We start from the raw sequence: 21,017 nt of genomic DNA, 5'->3' as shown, positions 1-21,017 counted from the left end.
ATTTTCCGGGGTGATCAAAGCGCACAGCGTGACCTGCATGAAAGCATCTCAAATCCTACGATTCCGAGGTCAATATCATGAAAGTCACTGCGGTCGTTTCAACCAAAGGCGGGCCGGGTAAAACCACGGTCGGCGTCAATCTGGGCGCGTTCTGCGCCGATGCAGGGATCCGTACCCTGCTCATCGATCTGGATAATCAACCGTCGCTGTCGTCGTTCTATGCGCTATCGCACGAGGCGCCCGGTGGAACCTATCAACTGATCGCGAACAACGAGACCCGGGCCGACCAGGTCATTTCGCACACCTGCATTCCTAATCTCTCACTGATCCATTCCAATGATCCGTTCAATCAGCTGGGAAATTTGTTGCTCCATGCTGCTGACGGGCGCCTTCGTCTCAAGAATCTGTTGCCGGCTTTCGAGCAGGACTTTGATCTGATTCTGATCGATACCCAAGGCGCTCGCTCCATCGTGCTGGAGATGGCCTTGCTTGGGGCACACATGGCTATTTCGCCCATCACCCCGGATATGCTGACTGCACGAGAGTTTCAGCGTGGAATGCTTCAGCTTTATCGAGACCTTGAGCCGTTGGCAGCACTGGGCGCAGTGACGCCAATGCTGAATGTCGTGATCAACAAGCTTGATGCAACCAATGATGCAAACCTGATTTATCACACGCTGACCGAAACCTTTGCTGATCATCCGAAGGTTCAGATGATCCAGACCACGATCCCGGCGGCAGTGAGTTTTCGTCGGGCTGCCACAGAAGGCATTCCTGCGCACCGCCTGGAGTATCGCCTCCCGACTCACCGCCGTTCACCCACCGCCTTCAAAGTCATCAAAGACCTCTCAATCGAGCTATTTCCCGAATGGCGCTCGAAATTTGAAGCGCTGAACGAAGAGCGTCTGAGTCAGAACATATCGTTGTTATCGAATAGGGTGGCCTTGGGGAGAGCTGCGGTATGAGTCTTCTTGATCTAGCCCCACCTCATTCGGTTGAGGCCGAGCAAGGCGTGATCGGTGGCCTGATGCTCGACAATTCCACATGGGACCTCATCGCGGACGTCCTCTCTGCGGACGATTTCTTCAGACGTGATCACCGCCTTATTTACCAGGCAATTGAGCAGCTCGCTTCACGCAGTTCACCTATTGACGTTGTCACTGTCCTTGAGTCCTTGGAGGAACCTGATGAAGTTGGAGGCTTGAGTTATCTGGCAGAGCTGGCAAAGAACACGCCCTCCGTTGCCAACATTTCGACCTACGCCGCTATCGTCCGTGAGCGTTCCCACCTTCGTCGTTTGGTGATGCTCGGTTATGAGTGCAGTCGGGAAGCCTCTTCAAGCCAGGCCAAAAGCGCCGAGGTTCAAGACCTTATCGAACAGAAACTCTTCTTGCTGGGGCAGGATAGAAGTCGGAGTGATTTCGTAGACGTGAGGCAGACACTGATGGAGGTGGTTGAGAGGATCGACTACCACTTCAATGAGGGCGACAGCGTTACCGGCATTCCCAGTGGTTTGGATGCGATGGATCAAGTCACGGGTGGTTTTCAAGATGCCGACTTGATCGTCATTGCGGCGCGTCCTTCTATGGGGAAAACCAGCCTGGCACTTAGTGTCGTGGATGCGGCACTTCAACAGAAGCCAACCAACACGGTCCAGATCTACAGCCAGGAGATGCCGGCTCACGCCCTGATGTTTCGTTTGATTGCCATCCTGGGCGAGCTCAACCTGGCGAATTTGATGCGCGGTCAGTTACGGGATGAGGATTGGCCCAAGGTCATCGCGGCTGTAGGCCGCATCAACGAGTACGGTGAGCGACTCATCATTGATGACACTGCCAGCCTGACACCGTCAGCGCTCAGGTCAAAGGTACGGCGTGCTGCGCGGCGTACAGGAATGCCTCGGCTGATCATGGTCGACTACCTTCAGCTCATGCGGCTGGATGGAAAAGAAAACCGAAACCTTGAAATCGCAGGGATCACCGCTTCCTTGAAGGCGCTGGCCAAGGAATTCAATTGCCCAGTCATTGCGCTGTCGCAGCTCAATCGTTCGGTGGAGCAGCGTGCCGACAAGCGTCCGTTCAATGGTGATCTACGTGAGTCAGGGGCTATTGAGCAGGACGCTGACGTCATTATGTTCATCTATCGGGATGAGGTGTATCGCCCGGAGTCCGCGGATTCTGGCGTAGCAGAAATCATCTTCGGCAAGCATCGTAATGGCCCCACAGGCACCGTTCGTGTTGCCTTCGTTCCTGATCAAACTCGCTTTGCAAATCTGCCCAACGGTTACGAAGCGGGAGTATTGCGATGAGTGTGTTCAATCAACGAGGGCGCTGCTGCGAATGCGGTGCTGAATTTCCTTTGCACACCGCAACTCAGAAATTCCTCGATGTCTGCCCAACTGAGTCTGAAATCGAACTTGATCTGTGCCCAGAGTGCGGCAGTTACAGCGTGGAGGATTCTGCGATGCAGTCATGCACCGACGATAACGTCGAGGACACCTGCACAGTGGTTTTTCGGCTTAGCCGGGAGCAAATGAGCAGCGGCGAGTTTCTCTATGCATTGGCCTGTCGTATCGAAGGCTGGAAGGGCGTCGAAGTGTTACGGGTTCAGATGCCTGATCAGTGTTATGAGGCAGCTATCGGGGAGGTGCGCTGATGGCTACCAAATCCCTGTCTAAAGAACAGGTCAGAGGGAAGCTGCTGCAGGGCACGTTTGTAGCTAGTCCGGCGGCAGCTCGATTGTCTGATCCAATTGTCGACACCCCAATGATCCTGACGTTGGAACAGCTTAGGCCCTATGACCACAACCCAAGGCTTAACCGGAACCCTCGATACGATGATCTGCGAGCATCGATACTGAGTCGCGGCTTAGATGCTCCGCCGCCAGTCACGCGTCGTCCGGGTGAAGAGCATTTCATCATTCGCAATGGTGGCAACACGCGACTGGCCATTCTCAATGAACTGTGGCGTGAAACGGGTGAGGAGCGCTTTTTCCGTGTTCATTGCTTATTCAGGCCTTGGCCCAGCCGTGGTGAGATTCTCGCATTGACCGGCCACCTGGCGGAGAGTGATCTACACGGCGAACTGACTTTCATTGAGCGAGCGCTGGGGGTTGAGCGAGCGAGAGAATTCTATCAACAGGAAGTCGATGCACCTCTTTCTCAGCGAGAACTGGCCAAGTTGCTGAAGCAGGATGGCTACCCTATTTCCCAGCCGCATATCAGCAAAATGCAGGATGCTGTGCGCTATTTGTTACCCGCCATTCCCAACACACTCTATGCAGGATTGGGTAAGCCGCAGATTGAAAAGCTGACGGTTTTACGTCGGGCGAGTGAGAGGGCTTGGTTAAAGCATGCTGGGTCATCGATTCAAGAGCCGAATCATGAACACCTCTTCCAAGAGGTGCTGTCCGCGTTCGATAGCGGCGAATTCATCTACGAGCGCTTCCAGGATGAGTTGCTGCATAAGATGGGGCAATTGTTGGGGCAGGATTACAACAACCTGAGGCTGGATGTACTTGATCCTGATCGTCCTCCCTCGGCGGCACGTGTCCTATCAATCACTCCAACGTCTGAGCTGAGTCAGACGCCTAAAGTTGTTGTGCCTGAAGCTACTCACACTCAGTCAGTATCGGCGTCTGCGGGAGAGCAAGTCTATCCTCCCGAGTCATTGGTGCAGCCTGAGCAGCCCCAGCTCAATTTGTTGCAGGACCAGCAGAACGAGCGGATCGCCTCTAATACGATCTCTCCTATCTCGGGTGCTACAGCACGTACTCAGGCGATTAAAGTGCAGCTGGCTCAAGCCACTGGGGAGACGATTCCCACGTTTGAGCAATCGTGCCTTGAGTCCATTCCCATACAGGCTGGCGGCGTACATCCGGTCGCCGATCTTTGGTACATCGAACGGGCCGTCGACTCACCTGAGGGGTTGCGGCAGGCCGTGTTCGGGTTGGTGCACGACATCGCTTGCGAGGTGGGGTTACCGCTCGATCATCTTGCTGAAAGCGATTGGGGGGTCGGCTTTGTCTGTTTGCGCCCGGAGGACTGGGACAGCGATCTGTTCGCTGGTACGCCCAAGGGGCTCAGCCCTGAAGCCTATACGTTGCTTAACCTTCTGGATGGCTTGAGCGGCCGTTTTGCTCCTGCTCTGAATATGCTTCGGGACGACAGCGACGCCGCTGAGCACCCTGAGATGAATAGCTATCGCTTTCTTGCTGAGTTGGGACACGTCCTGCTTGGTAACGCCCTTCTAAAAAGCCAACCGGCATCGTTGGCTGGCCGTCTGAGTGATGTCGCGCTGGTGAAGTTATTCAGAGTCATTCGGCTGGGGCGCCGGCTTATCGAGTTGGAATCCAACCAAACATCTTGCGATGTCATCCAATAACCACGGAGTGGTGGAGGTTTCTGTGCATCCCTTAAATCTGGCTGTCGCCTTTCAGATTCTAAACAACATCAAAAATGGCCAACTGCGTAGCTGCCTGGCCATGGGCTTTGAAGAACACGACCTGAAGACACTTGTAGATCCGTTGTGCATGGGGGCTTTGGTGAATTCACCGGTACCTTGGTTCAAGGTTGTTGTCGATGGCGTCGCAGTAAGGCGGGTAATTGCTCACGCCAAAAATACTGAAGAAGATGACGTGATCAACCGCGCGTTAACGCTGGGGGCCAGCTCCCCGATGATTCTGGAGCTTTTCGGCTTACCGCCCAAGGAGGTTGCGGTCCGGCGCTCAATTCTTGGTGTGCCACAGCGAAGAGGGCGCTGGCCCCATGTCGGGGCTGAGGATGAGGCTGTTCTCTGGAAGCACTGGGTTAGCCTCACCAAAGAGCTCAACACCAATTTCAAGGATCCTCGGTCGGTTCTTGATGTCGCCATGGTCATGGCTGAGCGGGAGAAAAGTCTAAATCTGGCCATGATCTGGAGTGCCATTCAAAGCTGGTTCATTCAGGACCTCGTGTGATGAGTGGAGGGGGCAATCACCGTTACACCCCGAGTAACCTCGATGCGCTTAATGCGCTGCTCAACTCTGCTAGCGCAGCGCTCAGTGAGGCCCGACCTGGAAAGCGCGTCGTGTCGAACGGGGAGAGGTCACTGGCACGGCCTCTCTCGCTAAATTCAGAGACGGAGAAAGCCGGCATTATCTTCACCGGCAATCCGCATGAGGCTGTGCCTAGGCGCCTGCTGTTGGATAACCGCCTCACACCCCTGGAGCGCAATGCCTGGCAGGTCTTCAGACTGCTGCTCAATGATGATGGCCTGACCTCCTTTCCGACGTATGAGCAACTGCGGCCGTATCTAGCATCCTCTCCCTTCAAGATGGCCTCGCGTGAAACCGTTTCGAAAGCGCTCACGGCTTTGCGTATAACACGCTGGCTTAGCTTGGGAGGTTGCGTGCGCGATGAGGTCACAGGGCAAATGAAGGGCAACATCTACCTGTTGCACGATGAGCCGGTGAGCATCGCTGAAGCAGCCTTATTGGATCGCGGCTACCTGGCGTTGGTGAACGAAGGCTTGGGGCATGCGAACAAATCCATTCGCGACGTAGCCGCTCATGTCATCCAGGAGCTTTCTACTGATCCATACCTCCGTGAAAACGCTTTGCCCTCACACCTGGAACGGATGCAGCAACGCATAACTGAGCAAGGTTGGGCCAAATCCCCGGTTGTTCGATGGGCATCAAGTGAATCCGAACTCAGTGAAAACGATTCCGAACTCTGTGAAAAAGTCCCAGTTCGGAATCGTATTGACCAGAGTTCGGATTCCGAACTCAGCCGGAAACCGGTCGTTGTGAGCCCAGTTCGGAATCCGAACTCATCTAGTACTAGTACAAATACAAATGTTTGTAAAAACACAGTACCGCGGGCGCGCGAGACGCCGCGATTGCCGGAGCAATTCCTGCAGCTTGCGGCAGAGCAGCGACGGAACGCGATGGTGGCGCTGGGCGGCATGGATCCTGAACTGCAGCAGCAGGTGCTGGATCAATGGTCTGCACGGTGTGCCAATGCCGAGGTACGAAACCCGGCTGGCTACCTGTTTGGCATGATCCAGAAAGCGCAGCGGGGTGAATTCAATCAGCCTAGCGACCACGGGAACGTAGCTCCATCGAATGACTCGTGCGGCGCTCTCAGGGCCGCAGTAGCTCGTCCGGCGCCCATCCCGGAGTCAGTCATTCAGCGTGGCAAACCAAGTACCGAGAGCCTCGTAACTGGACGTGAAGGGGTTAAGGCGATACTGGATCTGCTGAAATCAGGCACGAAGCCTTAGATGGAAGTGATTCCAGTGGAATCAAGGTGACGAGTCGAGATGGGTGATTCCAGTGGAATCAGGTTGGCGAGTCGAGGTAAGTGATTCCACTGGAATCATACTGGCACGCGGCTACTGCGATTCCAGTGGAATCAAGTTTATGGTTGCTCAGTGAATTGATGAGCGTTCAAAACAGCACCCTTCCAATTCTGTTTCCTGACTGACGATCCTGATGTTCCTGGCAACACTGATGCTGTGGCATCCACCTCCAGGAGACATTCCATGTCTGACGTTTTCCAACTGAATCTTGGTCCTCTACGTAGCGACAAGAAACTTACGCTTCACACTCACCACGCTGCTCGTGTTTGGCACGGGAGGCCAGCAGGGGAGGGTAAGAACGGCATCATTGGCCTAAGCGGCTTTGTAGCATTGATGAACAGGATCACACGCATGGCTGAGCGGGATGATCCCTATGCCGATTTATGGATGATTCAAATCCACGAAAAACTTGAGTCCTCCAAAACAGAGCTCGAAGACATCAAAGCCCGGTTGGACCAGTCAATGAGTAGGCTGCCGGAGGCTTTAAGTGTGGGTGAAAATGTAAATGTGCACCCGGTCACGCTGCCCGTTTTTATCAATTCACCCTTTGGCTTTTTAGCCGTCTACCTACTCATTGCCTACGACGATATCGTTCGACGCTTATTGTTGGCTCATCACACTGCGTTGATGGGGCGTCGAGATATGGAGATCTGGATCAACGCTGGAGGGAAGGTGCTGCGTAGCCTGTTTGGGTTGGCTCAGCGTTATAAAGTTGCTGGGGTTACTCGTGATGATTTCATCACCAACAACGCTGTGGCTCGTGAGGCCCGGGAAAAATTTGGAGAGTTGCCTCAAGATATTTTGGAGGGGGCTCGGCGCTCGGAATACGCGCCGCCAATCGTTCAGCGACGGCTTCGTGATGGACAGCATGACGAGCATTCTGACGAAGATATTCTGAATTCTGCACCAGACGTTGAAATCGTCCTACCTGAAGCATCGATAGGGGAGCGATATGGCTCATTCTGAGTACCCAAGCATGCCGCCAACCCCTGAAAAAACAATGCAAGGCTCAAAACATACATCCTTCCAACCGTTGCAACAGACTGCCTTCTCCGAACTGGAACACACTGCCTTCCTTAAAGGGCTTTTAAAGCCTTTTAAGGGTAAGGGGGAGCTCATGCAATTTGGCGACGAGTGCAGTCAGTTAGTGAGCAGCCTGATTCTGTTGGCGACTGAGCAGGTACTGGCTCAGGCAGAGCGGTATCCATTTACATTGCTTCCAATTCGAATGACGCGACAGTCGACTGGCGCTGGGACGGTGTTTCTCCGATGGAGCCGAATGGATCGCAGCAGGATGGGCGTCGATCTATGGGGTGACTTGGTCCTGGACGGCAGGACACCGGATAGCCTGGTTTCAGATCTTTTAGAAATGGAGCGGCAGCGCGTAGTGGTCAATATGCAGATCAGCTTGGTTCATAGCATCAGCCGCCAGGCGTTCCTGTGTGCTTCCAAAATTGATACTGCCGAACAGATTTATCAACAGCGAATCTCTCAGTATCTCGAAAAAAACACAGCGGAGGTATGACCATGTCCACCAAGTTTTGGGGAGAGGGGAACATCGGCACGAAGCCAGAATTCAGGGAGTTTCCGAATGGGAACAAAGAACCTCGGCGATTGCTGCGGCTGAATGTCTACTTCGATAACCCCGTTCCGAAAGGCGATGGTGAGTATGAGGATCGTGGTGGGTTTTGGGCCAGCGTGGAGCTTTGGCATAAAGATGCAGAACGATATTCAGACCTCTACAGCAAAAGCATGAGGGTGGTGGTGATCGGTCGGCTGGTGATGGATAAGTGGGAGGATGAGAGCGGTGGAGAGTGCAGAGCAATGAAGGTGCAGGCTAGTCGAGTGGGTATCCTGCCGCACCGTCTCCAGAGTGTAGTAATGACAACAACTGACGCACTTCCTTCAGAATAGTGGATACAAGGTCTGCCTCTTCTCTTGGACCCTGGCAGTGTCCTTGTGCGTGACCATCCGAAAGCTGATATCTAGCTGAGCCTGGAAAGTTGGGAGGGTCATTTGCCTTTTCGGGCTCGTGCTTTTTGCAGCATCTCATCCAACTTCGCAATCATGTCATCCGCATCAATCTCGTGCCATTCACCACAGTCAGCCGCGATGATCATTTCTGCAAATTGTGGGCTGTATTCAAGTGCGTTTTTCTTCAAGTCCTGATCCGATATCGAGTTGAATACCCAGGCCCCCGTTATTTCGTTTCCGACCAATCGCCGCTGGTCCTGAAGTGACATAACTTCACACAGGTATTTGCTATCAGTCAGCTTAGGATGAAGACGCATCACCTCACGCTGCAGTGCAGCGGCGGTAATTCCTTCCTCTGCCAGTCGCATTATCAAGATCTGTATTTCAGTCAATTGGAACACGGGCACCTCGTATCCAGAGTAGTTAGAAATACGGAGTCAGCCGTTGGATACCTGACCGGCATGACCAAGGTCGTAGCCCATCATGAAAAGGGCCTGTTCCAAACCTCGCAACGCGTTTGCAGGGGCGTCAATCTGTTGGAATGGGCTTTGAGCCGCTGCCTGATGAGCTATCACCTGACTCAATACCCAGTTGGCGCGCATATTCCATCGTGCATGGTGAGCCCCGGAGCGCAGACGCGTGAATTGGAGAGTTCCGGTGCTCGGGTTACGACGTTTGGGTGCAGACACGTTCTCGTTTTCTTTTGCGCAGGCCCAAGGGAAGCAGAGTGCAGATGGCACCTGAGTGAGCCCCTTAGCTTTACAGTAATTAACCACTAAAAGTCCGAGTGCTGCTGCCACGCGGCTGTCATAGATCAAAAAGTCGGGACAGATTAGAGAGTAGATTTTGGTCATTCCCGCGTTGAAGCGGAGTGCCTTTGATCGCAGAACTGGAGCGTCAGGGTCTTTTTGGATCAGCGCGATTTTCACTTCCTGAATCATGCGGCCAAGGCCCACCTTGTTTGCCTTGAGCCATCCCACGTTGCGGGCTGTCACTCCCCCCCAAGCCATCACATCCGTAGCAGCCTGCAAAACCAGTGTGTCATCGGTGCCGGCGGCGAGGAGGTCTTGTCGAAGCGCCTCAAGGGCTTTCGCGTTACTTGTGGAGCAGGATCCAGTGTTGTAAGCCAAGCGAGCATTGCCCGGGAAGCTCCAGCTGTAGGACTCGTAAGCATTAAAGAGGCTATCGCACGACCATTCGTTTCCGCTGCGGCGATCCACGTATTGATGATTAAACAATGTCTTGGAGTCCAGCTCCGCGGCTAGCCAATCAATGAAACCACTCACGTGGGGAAGGGTGGCGTAGGCTTGCTTGGTTTTCATAAATACTCCAGCAGTAGGCTGTTCAATTTGAAGGATTGCGTGTCAACGAGGAGATAGTATCTACTGGTAAGACCGCTTTTTGTCCGTGAGAACTTATTCTTTGGCAGCTATGAATTACACCGCACCGAATCGTGAGAGACGCCGAGAATTGCTGCGCAAACTGCTACAGCAAGCAGGCTGTGCGCAATCTACCGAAGAGCTTCACGACAGGATGCAGGACGCGTTTGGAGGTTATTCCATCAGAACCACGCGTCGTGATCTGGAGGCTCTGGCCGCAGGTCCGCAGTTCGCAAAGTCGGCACAGGGCCCGAATCATAAAAGGCGTTATTGGACATCGGGCCGGGGAAGTCTTGATCTTTCACTGACACCGGCAGAATCGATGACGCTGACTGCGATATTCCAGCACGCAGACCGTTTTGGCTTTCGGGTTAAATCCGAGGAACTGATCAAGCTTCGGGAGTATGCGGAGTCGGAGGTTTGGGCACGCTCCCCCCGTAACCTGATTGCTGAGGGTCGAATAACGAGCGGCACCCGATTTATGGTCTTGGAGCCTGGAGACTACAATCCGAGCCACCTCACCACTATTCAAGAAGCAATGCTTGGCGATGAGAGTTTGGAGGTCGTCTATCGGCCAAGAGATGCAGTTGGTGTTGAGACATGCTCGTACAGGCTTAAGCCGCTTGCACTGTCTTATCAGGATTCCAACATCTACCTTTCCGCATTTGTCGCTGACGAGAAATGGCCGGAGGGGATGGAGCCACTCGCAGGCACCCCTCGAGGTAAGTACAGCAGTAATGGCCGTGGCCAAACGTGCGTTCTGATGCTTCACCGAATGGTAGATGTTCGATCACACTGGCAGAAGATACCCGAGCCAGTTGGTTACGATGTGAATGCGATGGATGTCCAGAAAGATTTGATGACGATCCTTGGGGAAGGGGCCATCGATCTAGAGCTCCGTTTGAGCGATAACCTGCGAAATAGGTTGAGCGAGAACCCGCTTAATGTAGACCAGGTCTTGGCTTCGAATGGGGATGAATGGAGGCTCAAGTGCCAAGTGCATGACTCGCAAGGCCTGCGGCTCTTTCTATTGAGTAATGCGGCCGATATTCAAGTTATTGCACCTGATTACCTGCGTGAGGCCATGCGCAATGCCTTAAATGATGCGATCGAAAAATACCGCGCTTTTTGAGCTGGCGTCGGCTCAGCTAAATGCGCTCGGCAGGGGCCCCTATTTCTGCTTCTCCGATGTGGAATGTGTGTGTCGGGCTGCTGTGTAGCGTCGCTATTGGATTCAGTTTTTGACAAGCTCTTTGTGGCTTGTCAGCCAGGCTTAACACCCATTTTTGGAGTCAATGTTTTGAAGTCAACGGACGGTACGAGTTTCAAAGAATGGATGATTCAGTCCGGTAAAGCCGTAAACACAGCCAATAACTATTTGAGTGGCGTTAGAACGGTATCTGAGCACTGCGGTGAAGATATTTTACAGATCACCGATCTTGCCGATCTTCGCGCCTTTTACAAAGAGTATGGGCCGAAGGGCATTCACTCAGGCATAGGCGCCAGCAACAGTGGCAATGTGCAAAGTGGCCTCAAGCAGTGGCTGGATTATCAATCTTTTCTTCAGCAAGGCGGGGAGTCTGCTCCTGTCGCTACTGACCCTGTTCCCAAGACACCGTCTGCGCTCAATCAGATTCTCTATGGGCCACCTGGTACCGGAAAAACTTACGCCACCATCGAGGCCGCTTTGGAGATTCTCGATGCTCAGTGGCTGGCGGGCAATCGTCAGAATCGCAAAGCGCTCAAGGATCGCTTTGATGAGCTGGCAAATGATGAGCGTATCCGCTTTGTCACCTTCCACCAAAGTTTCAGCTATGAAGACTTTGTTGAAGGGTTACGAGCTGAAAGCAGCGAAGAAAACAAGCAGCTTGAATACAAGGTAGAGCCAGGTGTATTCAAGCGCCTTTGCGATACCGCTCGAACGCAGAGTGTGGATTCTGAAACCGGGGTTCGCAGTAACCCCCGTATTTGGAAGATTTCCATCAATGGCTCGGGGAGTTCAACAACCAAGACTTACTGCTTGGAGCACGGTGAGGCGAGGGTAGGGTGGGGAAAAACTGGGGACCTGATGGGTGACCTGGAAAACAGTGAGTATTATCAGAGTCTGGGATCCGGCGACAAAGGAACCTTGGAGCACTTTGCTGAAGGCATGGTGGTGGGTGATATTGTTCTGTGCATTCACTCGGCCTCGCATATAGGCGCAGTCGGCGTGATTACTGGCGACTATCGCTATGAGGCGAATGTGCCTGCGGGCGTGATAAATAACTACTGTCATGTGCGTCCCGTGAAGTGGCTCTATCGTGACGTCAATCAGCCCATCCTGCCGCTCAACGATGATCGTCAGTTCACCTTGAAGACGGTTTATCCAATGCCACGCTTCAGTTGGGCTGATCTGCTCAGCTACTTGGAGAAGCAGGGCGTGGCACCGTCGGTTCCTCTTGTCGTCAAGCAGACAGAGCGCGAGCCTCACGTGTTGATCATCGATGAGATCAATCGGGGCAATGTCTCTAGGATCTTCGGGGAACTGATCACGCTGATCGAAGCTTCCAAGCGCGAGGGGGCCGATGAGGCTCTGAGCGTTGATTTGCCCTATTCGAAAAAGCCATTCAGCGTACCTTCCAACGTTTACATCATTGGCACCATGAACACCGCAGATCGCTCGTTGGCGGGGCTTGATATTGCCTTGAGACGACGCTTTGTATTCCGTGAGATGCCACCTAAGCCCGAGCTGCTTGATGGCGTTCTAGTCGGTGGAGTTAATATTGGGCAGATGCTACTGGTTATAAACCAACGCATTGAGGCATTGCTGGATCGCGACCACTGTCTCGGCCACGCTTACTTCATGCCGTTAGTGACCGATGCTCGACCTGAACAGCTCGGCCTGATCTTCCGAAACCAGATTTTACCCCTGCTGCAGGAGTACTTCTTTGAGGACTGGCAGCGCATTCAATGGGTGCTGAACGATCACCGCAAACCTGAGCCGGATCGTTTTGTGTACGAGCAGGCAAAAGCCTTGCAGACGCTTTTCGGCGACGGTGTGCATGTGGGGTCCGGCAGCAAGACGTGGTGCATAAATGAGGAGGCTTTTGACCGGATGGAGGCTTACGCAGGGATCATTGATCACCAAGCTCGCAGCCTGACTTCAGAGGTACTGCGCGAGGCAACTCATGACGAATTCACTGTTCGTGAGATGAAGACAGGGTCGATTGAGGTACTGCGTGATGGCGCCCGCCTTGCCAAGGTTAAACCATCACTTAGGGAGCTCGCCGCCGCTCTGCAGGTGCGTACTATCAATGGGATGGGCAGTGACCTCAACACCCGAGCACTAGGGCGTGCCGTTTTGGGCGCACTTCAAAGTAATCGCGCGTGACTATGCTCGTCACTATTCGAGAGTACGGGCGGCTCACTACCGCTGCCGTGACGCCTTCGCTGGATGAAGCGCAGGTGACAGTCAGTGCGTTCGACTGGCTATGCGACTTGAGCGCCAATTTCCACAAAAACGGTGCCAGGTTGTTGCACGTGGAAGGGCGCCATTCCTTGAAGTGGGACAGCTATGTCGGTGTGGTCGAAACGCCCTGTGGTACCCGGCTGGAAATCTTGCCCAAACATACTGAGGAGGGTCATTGCGAGAAGAAAAGCCGCGCACTACTGTGCAAGATGATTCAGAACGCATTGAATCTGAAACCCAGGAGCGCCTCTGTCGCCAGCGTGGAACTGTTCGACGCACCGCTTTCTGAATGGGTGATGGAGCAGTTCCTGGCGGAGCTCGACCATCTCATCAAGCGCGGCTTGCGCTCTGATTATCTCAGAGTGGAGGAAGAGCAGTACTTCCTTCGTGGGCAGCTCAATGTCGTCGCACAAATGCGCCAGCCACTTGGTAGGCAGCACTGTTTTCAGATCCGCCACGATATATTCGTGCCTGATCGGCCAGAGAACCGTGTACTAAAGTTTGTGCTTGAGCGCGTGTGCAGGTTGACACAGCATCCTGACAACTGGCGTTTGGCTCACGAATTACGCAGTCTCCTGGTGGAGGTGCCTTCCAGCAAACGACCGGAAAGTGACCTTCGTGGTTGGAGCAATGAGCGGTTGATGGCGCACTACCGTGCAGTGAAGCCGTGGTGTGAATTGATTTTGAATGAGCAGATGCCGTTTGCGGTAGCGGGGCAATGGCAGGGCATAAGCCTGCTATTTCCGATGGAGAAGTTATTCGAGCGGTACGTCGAGAGCTGGTTGAAAGGGCACCTATTGCCTGGTGCTACCTTACGGTCGCAAGCTCGCACTGAATACCTCTGTCAGCACGATAACGATTCAATTTTCCGTCTAGAGCCAGATTTCCTGGTTCATCAAGGCAATCGACAGTGGGTTTTGGACACGAAGTGGAAGCTGATTGACGCGGGAGGTCGGGATAAAAATTACGGTTTGTCGCAGACGGATTTCTATCAGCTTTTTGCCTATGGGCGAAAATACTTGAAAGAGCTTGGGGGAGAGCTGGTACTGATTTATCCCAGCCACTCTGACTTTACTAAGGAGCTTGCGTCATTTGCTTTCGACGATAATTTACATTTGCATGTTTTGCCTTTTGATCTGGAAAGATTTTTCCTGAACATACCTGAACAGACATCATTGCCATTGTTCGGTGGTACCGCATTATCGCATTCACGCGATCGGGAGTCGGGGAGCTAAGCTTTTGTCTACTAACTAGCTCCTGAAAGGTCGCTTTCGGCCGATTCTGTTGAAAAAATCGGCTTCGAATTCCACGCCGGAAAAGTACGCGCCCGAGATTGAAATCTGAATTTTTGGCTGAATGTTCAGGCTCGGATTTCACGTAGCAGCGTGCAACAGAGGTGTTTTCACCCATCAATATTCGAGCGTATTGGAAAAACCGACTTTTCAACAAAATCGGTCCTATGCATCCGATCTGAGCTTGCGACATCAGGGATTATTCATTGAAAATTTGACGCGCGGCATCGCAGATTTCAGTTGGAAGGCATATTTAGGCTGGGCATGCGTGGGCTCCTTAGTTCTGCCCACTCGGCTACTGATGCGTTGGCATACGCTTACGAGAAGTTAATCGACTGGGGCTTCTCGGTTTGCTTTGATGTTGATATGATATCACTCGAGAGCTATGTCGATTTTAAGGTGATTATGGTACTTCAAGACTGGGCAAATATTGCCACAATTACTGCATCGCTCGCGGTCATAGGAGTGGTATTTCAGGTATATCTTGCATATCGTCAGTTAAAAGCGGATCACGAGCGCTCCAGGAGAGAAAAGTCCGTCGATGTGTTAGTTGAATGGTCTAAGAATTTAAAAAAAGAAGGCTCTATTGCGAGAAAAATAATTGAGTGCTTGAGCGAGGAGCAGTGTCGCGAGCTTCTTAAACAACAGGAATTTAAAATCAGTAGTAAACATCAGTCCCTTCTGGCGGAGCTCTTCTCTGAACAAGAGCTCCGAATGGAAGGTGAGCACATTGTGATTTCAGAAGCTCAGTCGTCCGAGCTAAGGTGGCATGCAATATCCTACCTCAATGCACTTGAGTTTACTCTTGTTGCTTGGCAGTATGCTGTTGTCGATAAAGAAATTATTGAATCTCAATTTGCATATTTATTTCGTCCTGCGGACGGTCACGAACTGCTTAAGAATTTCAGGAAGGCCGCTAACGGGGAGGAATCATATCCTGCCATTGAAGTTTTTACAGCCCATGTGACTGAGAAGCGTCGTAGAAATCTTATATCTAAAGCAAACATCGCATGAGTATAGGATGTTCTAGATTGAGCGGAGTATGCTCCTAGTAATCTTCATCGTCGATGAAAGAGGTGTGGCGAAACTACGCTAGAGTCCGCATTTGGCTGACTTCTGCCTTTCACAACGTGTTGAAACTGGCTCCAGCGGGCAGTTCGACTCCAATGCTATCGCGCTGATTTAGTAGTCATTTGACCTTAAGTTCTAACTTTGGCAACCTGCCACAGCTCCCTCAATTGCTTACTAACTCGCGTAACCGAAACACCACTAGGAATAATATGGACTTTAAAAATCTAGACACTTTGCGGCGCGATCTACAGAGTCAGAGCTATGGTATTCAATGGCATAGTATTGCCGAATACATCATCGCAGAGACGTTGGGCGACGACTGGCTGGAGAAAAATATATCCATAAATTCGCGTCGCGTCGCTCCATTCAATCAAGAACTTGATGAAGAAGCATGTGTTCTCGACTACCACTTGAACTGTGTCAGACTCGGACACATGCTCTTTCTACTCAAGGATAGTCCAGGGTTTGACAATCTTCTAGCAGATGCAGCAACTCGTGATTTTGAGCCAGTTTTCTTCGAGATGTACGCTGCTTCCTTATTAGTGAAAAATGGCTATCCAGTCAGATTCGTGTGCCCGACTGGAGTTAGGGGGGAGGACTACGACCTACAGGCCGAAATAGACGGAAAACTTGTTGCGATAGAGGTTAAAGCACGTCGAGGGGGAATGATAGAGAATACTACGACGCTCAGGAATACGCTGAGAAAAGCGAAGAAGCAGCTGCCAGCTGACACCGCGAGTATAATATGTATCGCACTCTCTACAGAATACAAGGATTCGGACTCTAGGAAACATGCCAAAGGAGAAATTGAAAATGCGATTGCTGATTTCCTGCGTGGAACTAAGCAAATAAATGGAGTTCTAGCATTTTGGAACGCTTGGGAGGGCGAACCACTACAATGCACGACCCAAGTGACTGAGTACAGAAATCATGAAGCACGAAACTATCTTGAGTGCCCTTGGCTCATTGCTTCCCAAAAAACTCCAGTCGCAGCGAAAGTTCAGAACAGTTTCCCTTCATTCATGTTGTAAGCCCAAAATTACCTGATACCCCCAGCTAACTACACAAGAAGTGTCCATGGATACCCAACATAAAATATCAGTTGAAAAATCCACTGGTTACTTTGTGACAAAGAAGCCCGCTCGCCGATAGGGAATGGGGCGGGATCTCTGATTTTTTCAACATGGTGCTGCAATGACCGATGATTCCGTCTTCTTTGCTATACAGCACCTGTACACGCGTCGTAGCCACTGAATAATTCGATCTAAGGGCTCAGTTCTTCGATATAGATCGCCATTCCTTCGTACTGCACAAATCGTCCGCACATAGATATCTCCGCACGTTAGAGGCTTGGAGCGGCCAGTACTCAGTGGTCACTACACGATAGACCTCAATGTGAGAGCTTCGTCATCACCTTCAGTGTCCACCCAATAGACGATTGGAAAGCCTGGCTTACCTTCGACCGCGATCCAGCATTCGCCGCAGGAACTCTCGAGTATCGATGTGAGGCGCTCTGGCAATGGCCGATGATCTCAAGTGTCGCGACGTTGTAGACGACTGAGAGTGGGGGAGTTGGTGGAGAGCCCGGAGGGGGTTATGTCGATTAGCTGAGATTATTTGGCCACTTGTCAGATATGTCTTACGTGAAATTGACCGCAAGGCTGCTCCGAGATTAACTGTACACTTGTACAGTATTTGTAGAAGGGCAGTATCATGAGCTTCAACATCCTGGGTCCAATAGGCAATGGGGGCGTCAAGCTGCCTCTGTGCTCTTTTCAGGTGCCGGCTGGCTTTCCATCGCCGGCGGCTGATCATATCGAGCAGCATATTTCTCTGGATGAAGTCCTGAACATTAGGGCGCCCCACGTTTACCTGGTGATGATCACTGGGGAAAGCATGCAGGGCGTCGGGATCTACGAAGGAGACCTGGCGATTGTTGATCGGTCAATTGAGCCCGCCCATGGGCACATCGTTGTGGCGCTGCTGAACAATGATCCCATGTGCAAGCGTCTCTGCAAGCGCGGTAAGGAAGTGATTCTGCTGTCCGAGAATCCGAAGTACCCAGCTCGCTACGTGCTGGAAGGTGATGAACTGTCGATCTGGGGTGTGATCACCAGTACCGTGCGCAGTCATGTCTAAGCCCAGTCCTGTCTTCGCTCTGATTGACTGCAACAGCTTTTACGCCAGTTGCGAGAGGGTATTCCGTCCAGACCTGGCAAAGACACCAATTGTGGTGCTGAGCAACAATGACGGTTGCGTCATTGCTAGAAGCTACGACGCCAAGCCTTTTATCAAGATGGGCGAGCCGTATTTTCAGATCAAGCACAAACTCAAGCAGCACGGCATCGTCCCGTTCTCCTCGAACTACGCGCTGTACGGTGACATGAGTGAGCGAGTGATGACGCTGATCGAGAGCATGGTGCCTGCCGTTGAGATCTACAGCATTGACGAGGCTTTTGCGGATCTGACAGGGATCGGTGATCTTGATCTACTTGGTCGGCACATCCGCTCCCAGGTACTTCGCTGCACCGGCATTCCTGTAGGCGTTGGTATCGCCAATACCAAAACCCTAGCCAAGCTGGCTAACCACACCGCAAAGCGCTTGCAAGCTCAAACCGGGGGGGTGGTGAACATCACCGACCCTGTTAAGCGTGACTGGGTCCTGCGCAATACTGATGTGTCACAAGTATGGGGCGTTGGCCGCAAGATGAAGCTGCACCTTGATGCCCTGGGCATCAAATCTGCCATGGACCTGGCCAAGGCCGATCCTTGGACGCTCCGCAAGAAGTTCAGCATCGTAATCGAAAAGACTGCCAGGGAACTGGGTGGTACGTCCTGCCTGGAACTAGACGAGCCCGATCCGCCAAAGCAGGAGATCTGCTGCAGTCGGATGTTCGGCAAGCGGCTGACGGAGCTGCCGCCTATCAAGGAGGCAGTTGCAACCTACATGATGCGCGCCTCTGAGAAGCTTCGCGCTCAGAATTCGTTGTGCAAGAAGGTTCGCGTGTGTATCCGCACCGGCATGTTCAACCCAGAAGAGGCGAAGTATGCCAATGGGGTGGTGGTGGATATGCCGTACCCGACTGATGATGTGCGTCTGCTCACCCAGGCGGCGGTGAGTGCGCTTGATCGCATATTTAGGCCAGGTTTTAAGTACAGCAAGGCTGAGGTGATGTTGCTCAACCTTTGCCAGCCTGGGGAGTACACCGATGATCTGTTTGCTATATCTCAGCCTGCGGAGGCAACTCGGGTGATGACAGTGCTCGATCAGATCAACGGGCGGTGGGGAAGGGGAACACTGCGCTCCGCCAGTGTGCCGGTAGATCCTGATTGGGGAATGCGCCGCGAGATGATGAGTAGGAGCTACACAACCAGGCTCGATCAGCTTTGGTCGGTGGATTGCAAATAACTCTAGCGTTCAGCCAAAAGCTGGCAGGCACCATAGATCAAAGCTGGGTAAGAACTTAGTCTCGTAATCGCCCGGCCAATGCACCTTGTCCGAACTATCCCAAATATGCCCGATCCTCACCGCTTCTCTTGCATGTCAGCCATCGCCTGAGTTAAACCATCGATACAGCAGGCAGCGCTAGGCTTGTGGTCTAAGTGGTTTTCAGCGCCTTTGACCAATGAAGCACCTTGGAAACGAGTCAGTAGGAGCTTGTAGTGATGATGGATATTGTGGCGGCCAAGGCAATTGAGAATCCGTTGGCGTTAATTGGGATCATTGTTGCGGCGGTATCACTGTTGGTTGCCATTAGTTCGCTGACGCTCACATGGCGACTATGGAGAAAAACAAACAGGCCCATCCTCACTGCTTGGATTGCGAGTGCTTCCGGGGGGAATGAGGGGATGGCGTTGAATATCGTGGTGGAAAACTCTGGGAATCGTCCAGCTAAAGACATCAGGCTCGTTGCGACCGAAAAGCGAGTTCTGGCAGCACTGGATCGCCCGCATGAAACAACGATGCCAGGGGATGCGAGGCGCTGTTTTTTCGCTAATAAACAGATCTCGGTACTGGCCAACGGAAAGCGGATGACAAACGCTTTTGGATACTTTGGCGACAAAGCGGGAGCGTGGCGGAGCGGTGCTGTCATTCCTTTGACCCTTGAGTACAAGGGCCTAGAGAATGAGCGTTATCGAGCCAAGATGAATCTGATCTTGGTCGACGATGGTGGTTTTGCCCAGAGCTCGTGGGGCACCCCCAATGACTTGTAATCTGGAACAGTAACCTTCACCAACGAAAACGCCTCACTTTATCGATTGTGCGTCCACCCTGACGCCTGTGCGCTCCGCCAGGCCTCACTCAATACCGTCGACTCGAGTAATTAACCAGTCTGCGCGTCTCACGAGGCTGTGATCGCGACAATGCTATTGATTTTGCAAGATAATGAGTGGGGATCTGGTTGTGTCCCGGGAACAATTACCTGGGGCACCATGGCCTAAATAGACGCCTCTATTTAGATAGAACGTCACGTTCCGTAGAGTTTTTATAGGAAAGGTAATTCCCAAAAATGAATCAGCCCATTACCAACGTCGCTACAGTATCAATAGCACTCATTGCTCTGATTTTTTCAGCGAGCCAGCTATACATTCAGCGTATCCAAAATCACGTCTCGGTCGAGCCGCGGCTCAACGCCTATTACACCAATGAGGCCAAACTTGATAATGAGGGTGTTCATGTAATCAATAATGGTCTGGGGCCTGCTTTTGTTGAGAGTCTAGATGTAATGGTGAATGGTAAAAAAATTGAGGGAGCCAGGAAGTTTTTTGAAGCTGCCAGATTGTTGGGCCTCAATACAGAGTGTTTATCAATCGGTGAACCTCGCCCTAACGATAGCCTCAAAACCGGTGAGGAAATATTACTGCTGGGCGTGCCGAAAGCCGGCGATCCACTCAAGTGTGCTAAATCAAGGCTGGATCTATTTTTGATGAAACCAGGCAGTTTGGATTTCATCATAACTGTCAAATCAATCTATGGTGACAGATTCACTTATCAACTCTCGAAAAACGTCCAAGTGAACCTGTAAGCGTTACGTGTGCTGATTCGTGGGACGCATAGGGTTAGCGCCATAGGATCAGCATGTACGGTACAGAATGTTCAACACTGGAAGGTGAAATCTTGGAGGCACAAGAAGATCTATTACGACAAGTGAGGTCGCTAGCACTGGTCAGCCGCTTCAGGGGGCTGTTGTCCAAGTGTTGAATGTTAAGGACGAGCCCTCGCATATCCAAAATTTCCAACGCGGATGTTGTGGAATCGTACCAGAGCTTATGCGTGATTATCTGAATACGCTGAGCGTTGGCGACTTTCACTATGTCTGCTCGGAAAAGACGGTGCTAGTCATGCCTGGCTTGAGCGTGATGGACTGATCATGACCGCTGATCAGTTTCCAAGTCGCTCTCAGGTCTACGTCGGCAAGCCAGATGCTTGGTTTGGTCAGTGGGAAAAAGACACAAAGCACTCTGCTGTTCACTAAAGAGTTCAGCTATGTCGATGAACGGGACTTTCTCGACC

Annotated in this window: 20 protein-coding genes; 18 read left to right on the top strand and 2 right to left on the bottom strand. The window is 52.2% G+C overall.

Annotation, left to right across the window (positions count from 1 at the left end):
* Positions 1 to 77 precede the first annotated feature (77 nt).
* The 9 genes from BFP99_RS26290 (at position 78) to BFP99_RS26250 (ending at position 8,252) form a co-directional block, all read left to right on the top strand.
* Positions 78 to 965 (top strand): ParA family protein, encoded by an 888-nt coding sequence (locus tag BFP99_RS26290; RefSeq protein WP_065948595.1) that lies wholly within the window; start codon positions 78 to 80, stop codon positions 963 to 965.
* Positions 962 to 2,308 (top strand): replicative DNA helicase, encoded by a 1,347-nt coding sequence (gene dnaB, locus BFP99_RS26285; RefSeq protein ID WP_065948594.1) that lies wholly within the window; start codon positions 962 to 964, stop codon positions 2,306 to 2,308. Before BFP99_RS26290 ends, dnaB begins: the two co-directional genes overlap by 4 nt.
* Positions 2,305 to 2,655, top strand: coding sequence for a hypothetical protein (locus BFP99_RS33085; protein ID WP_141690829.1), 351 nt, complete (start codon positions 2,305 to 2,307; stop codon positions 2,653 to 2,655). The genes dnaB and BFP99_RS33085 overlap by 4 nt, the downstream gene beginning before the upstream one ends.
* On the top strand, positions 2,655 to 4,382 hold the full coding sequence (locus BFP99_RS26275) for a ParB family protein (RefSeq protein WP_065948592.1): 1,728 nt from the start codon (positions 2,655 to 2,657) through the stop codon (positions 4,380 to 4,382). Before BFP99_RS33085 ends, BFP99_RS26275 begins: the two co-directional genes overlap by 1 nt.
* Before the next feature lie 22 nt (positions 4,383 to 4,404).
* Complete coding sequence (locus BFP99_RS26270) at positions 4,405 to 4,956, top strand: DUF2857 domain-containing protein (protein ID WP_083221261.1); 552 nt, start codon at positions 4,405 to 4,407, stop codon at positions 4,954 to 4,956.
* Positions 4,956 to 6,260, top strand: a complete 1,305-nt coding sequence (locus BFP99_RS26265) for an STY4528 family pathogenicity island replication protein (RefSeq protein ID WP_065948590.1) — start codon at positions 4,956 to 4,958, stop codon at positions 6,258 to 6,260. The genes BFP99_RS26270 and BFP99_RS26265 overlap by 1 nt, the downstream gene beginning before the upstream one ends.
* 261 nt (positions 6,261 to 6,521) lie before the next feature.
* A complete protein-coding gene (locus BFP99_RS26260; RefSeq protein WP_065948589.1) occupies positions 6,522 to 7,304 on the top strand; it encodes a PFL_4669 family integrating conjugative element protein in 783 nt (260 codons plus the stop codon).
* Positions 7,291 to 7,863 (top strand): DUF3158 family protein, encoded by a 573-nt coding sequence (locus BFP99_RS26255; protein WP_083221260.1) that lies wholly within the window; start codon positions 7,291 to 7,293, stop codon positions 7,861 to 7,863. The genes BFP99_RS26260 and BFP99_RS26255 overlap by 14 nt, the downstream gene beginning before the upstream one ends.
* A 2-nt stretch (positions 7,864 to 7,865) precedes the next feature.
* A complete protein-coding gene (locus BFP99_RS26250; RefSeq protein ID WP_065948587.1) occupies positions 7,866 to 8,252 on the top strand; it encodes a single-stranded DNA-binding protein in 387 nt (128 codons plus the stop codon).
* A 98-nt stretch (positions 8,253 to 8,350) separates the two neighbouring features.
* Here BFP99_RS26250 and BFP99_RS26245 read toward each other — a convergent pair whose 3' ends face one another.
* Together BFP99_RS26245 and BFP99_RS26240 are read right to left on the bottom strand one after the other, a co-directional pair.
* Complete coding sequence (locus BFP99_RS26245) at positions 8,351 to 8,713, bottom strand: hypothetical protein (RefSeq protein ID WP_141690827.1); 363 nt, start codon at positions 8,711 to 8,713, stop codon at positions 8,351 to 8,353.
* Between the two features lie 36 nt (positions 8,714 to 8,749).
* On the bottom strand, positions 8,750 to 9,634 hold the full coding sequence (locus BFP99_RS26240) for a hypothetical protein (RefSeq protein ID WP_065948586.1): 885 nt from the start codon (positions 9,632 to 9,634) through the stop codon (positions 8,750 to 8,752).
* Between the two features lie 148 nt (positions 9,635 to 9,782).
* On the opposite strand from BFP99_RS26240, the gene BFP99_RS26235 reads away from it, so the two are divergent.
* From BFP99_RS26235 to BFP99_RS26195, 9 genes are all read left to right on the top strand, one after another.
* Positions 9,783 to 10,823: a helix-turn-helix transcriptional regulator gene (locus tag BFP99_RS26235; RefSeq protein ID WP_256098231.1), complete on the top strand. Its 1,041-nt coding sequence runs from the start codon at positions 9,783 to 9,785 to the stop codon at positions 10,821 to 10,823.
* 204 nt (positions 10,824 to 11,027) lie between these two features.
* On the top strand, positions 11,028 to 13,061 hold the full coding sequence (locus tag BFP99_RS26230) for an AAA family ATPase (RefSeq protein WP_065948621.1): 2,034 nt from the start codon (positions 11,028 to 11,030) through the stop codon (positions 13,059 to 13,061).
* On the top strand, positions 13,058 to 14,374 hold the full coding sequence (locus tag BFP99_RS26225) for an McrC family protein (RefSeq protein ID WP_065948584.1): 1,317 nt from the start codon (positions 13,058 to 13,060) through the stop codon (positions 14,372 to 14,374). Before BFP99_RS26230 ends, BFP99_RS26225 begins: the two co-directional genes overlap by 4 nt.
* Before the next feature lie 321 nt (positions 14,375 to 14,695).
* Entirely contained in the window at positions 14,696 to 15,445 is a 750-nt protein-coding gene (locus tag BFP99_RS26220) for a hypothetical protein (RefSeq protein ID WP_065948583.1), read from the top strand.
* A gap of 266 nt (positions 15,446 to 15,711) precedes the next feature.
* On the top strand, positions 15,712 to 16,533 hold the full coding sequence (locus BFP99_RS26215; protein ID WP_065948582.1) for a hypothetical protein: 822 nt from the start codon (positions 15,712 to 15,714) through the stop codon (positions 16,531 to 16,533).
* Between the two features lie 682 nt (positions 16,534 to 17,215).
* Positions 17,216 to 17,641: a LexA family protein gene (locus BFP99_RS26210; RefSeq protein WP_065948581.1), complete on the top strand. Its 426-nt coding sequence runs from the start codon at positions 17,216 to 17,218 to the stop codon at positions 17,639 to 17,641.
* Positions 17,634 to 18,911, top strand: coding sequence for a translesion error-prone DNA polymerase V subunit UmuC (gene umuC / locus BFP99_RS26205; RefSeq protein ID WP_065948580.1), 1,278 nt, complete (start codon positions 17,634 to 17,636; stop codon positions 18,909 to 18,911). The genes BFP99_RS26210 and umuC overlap by 8 nt, the downstream gene beginning before the upstream one ends.
* Before the next feature lie 257 nt (positions 18,912 to 19,168).
* Positions 19,169 to 19,717 carry a hypothetical protein gene (locus tag BFP99_RS26200; protein ID WP_065948579.1) on the top strand — a complete coding sequence of 183 codons (549 nt, stop codon included), beginning with the start codon at positions 19,169 to 19,171 and terminating at the stop codon, positions 19,715 to 19,717.
* Positions 19,718 to 20,013: 296 nt separating this feature from the next.
* Positions 20,014 to 20,529: a hypothetical protein gene (locus BFP99_RS26195; protein WP_065948578.1), complete on the top strand. Its 516-nt coding sequence runs from the start codon at positions 20,014 to 20,016 to the stop codon at positions 20,527 to 20,529.
* The last annotated feature ends 488 nt before the right edge of the window (positions 20,530 to 21,017 follow it).

Origin of the sequence: Pseudomonas sp. 1 R 17 (assembly GCF_900067035.1) — a bacterium.
GTDB lineage: Bacteria > Pseudomonadota > Gammaproteobacteria > Pseudomonadales > Pseudomonadaceae > Aquipseudomonas > Aquipseudomonas marginalis.
This window is presented reverse-complemented; position numbering and strand designations above follow the sequence as displayed.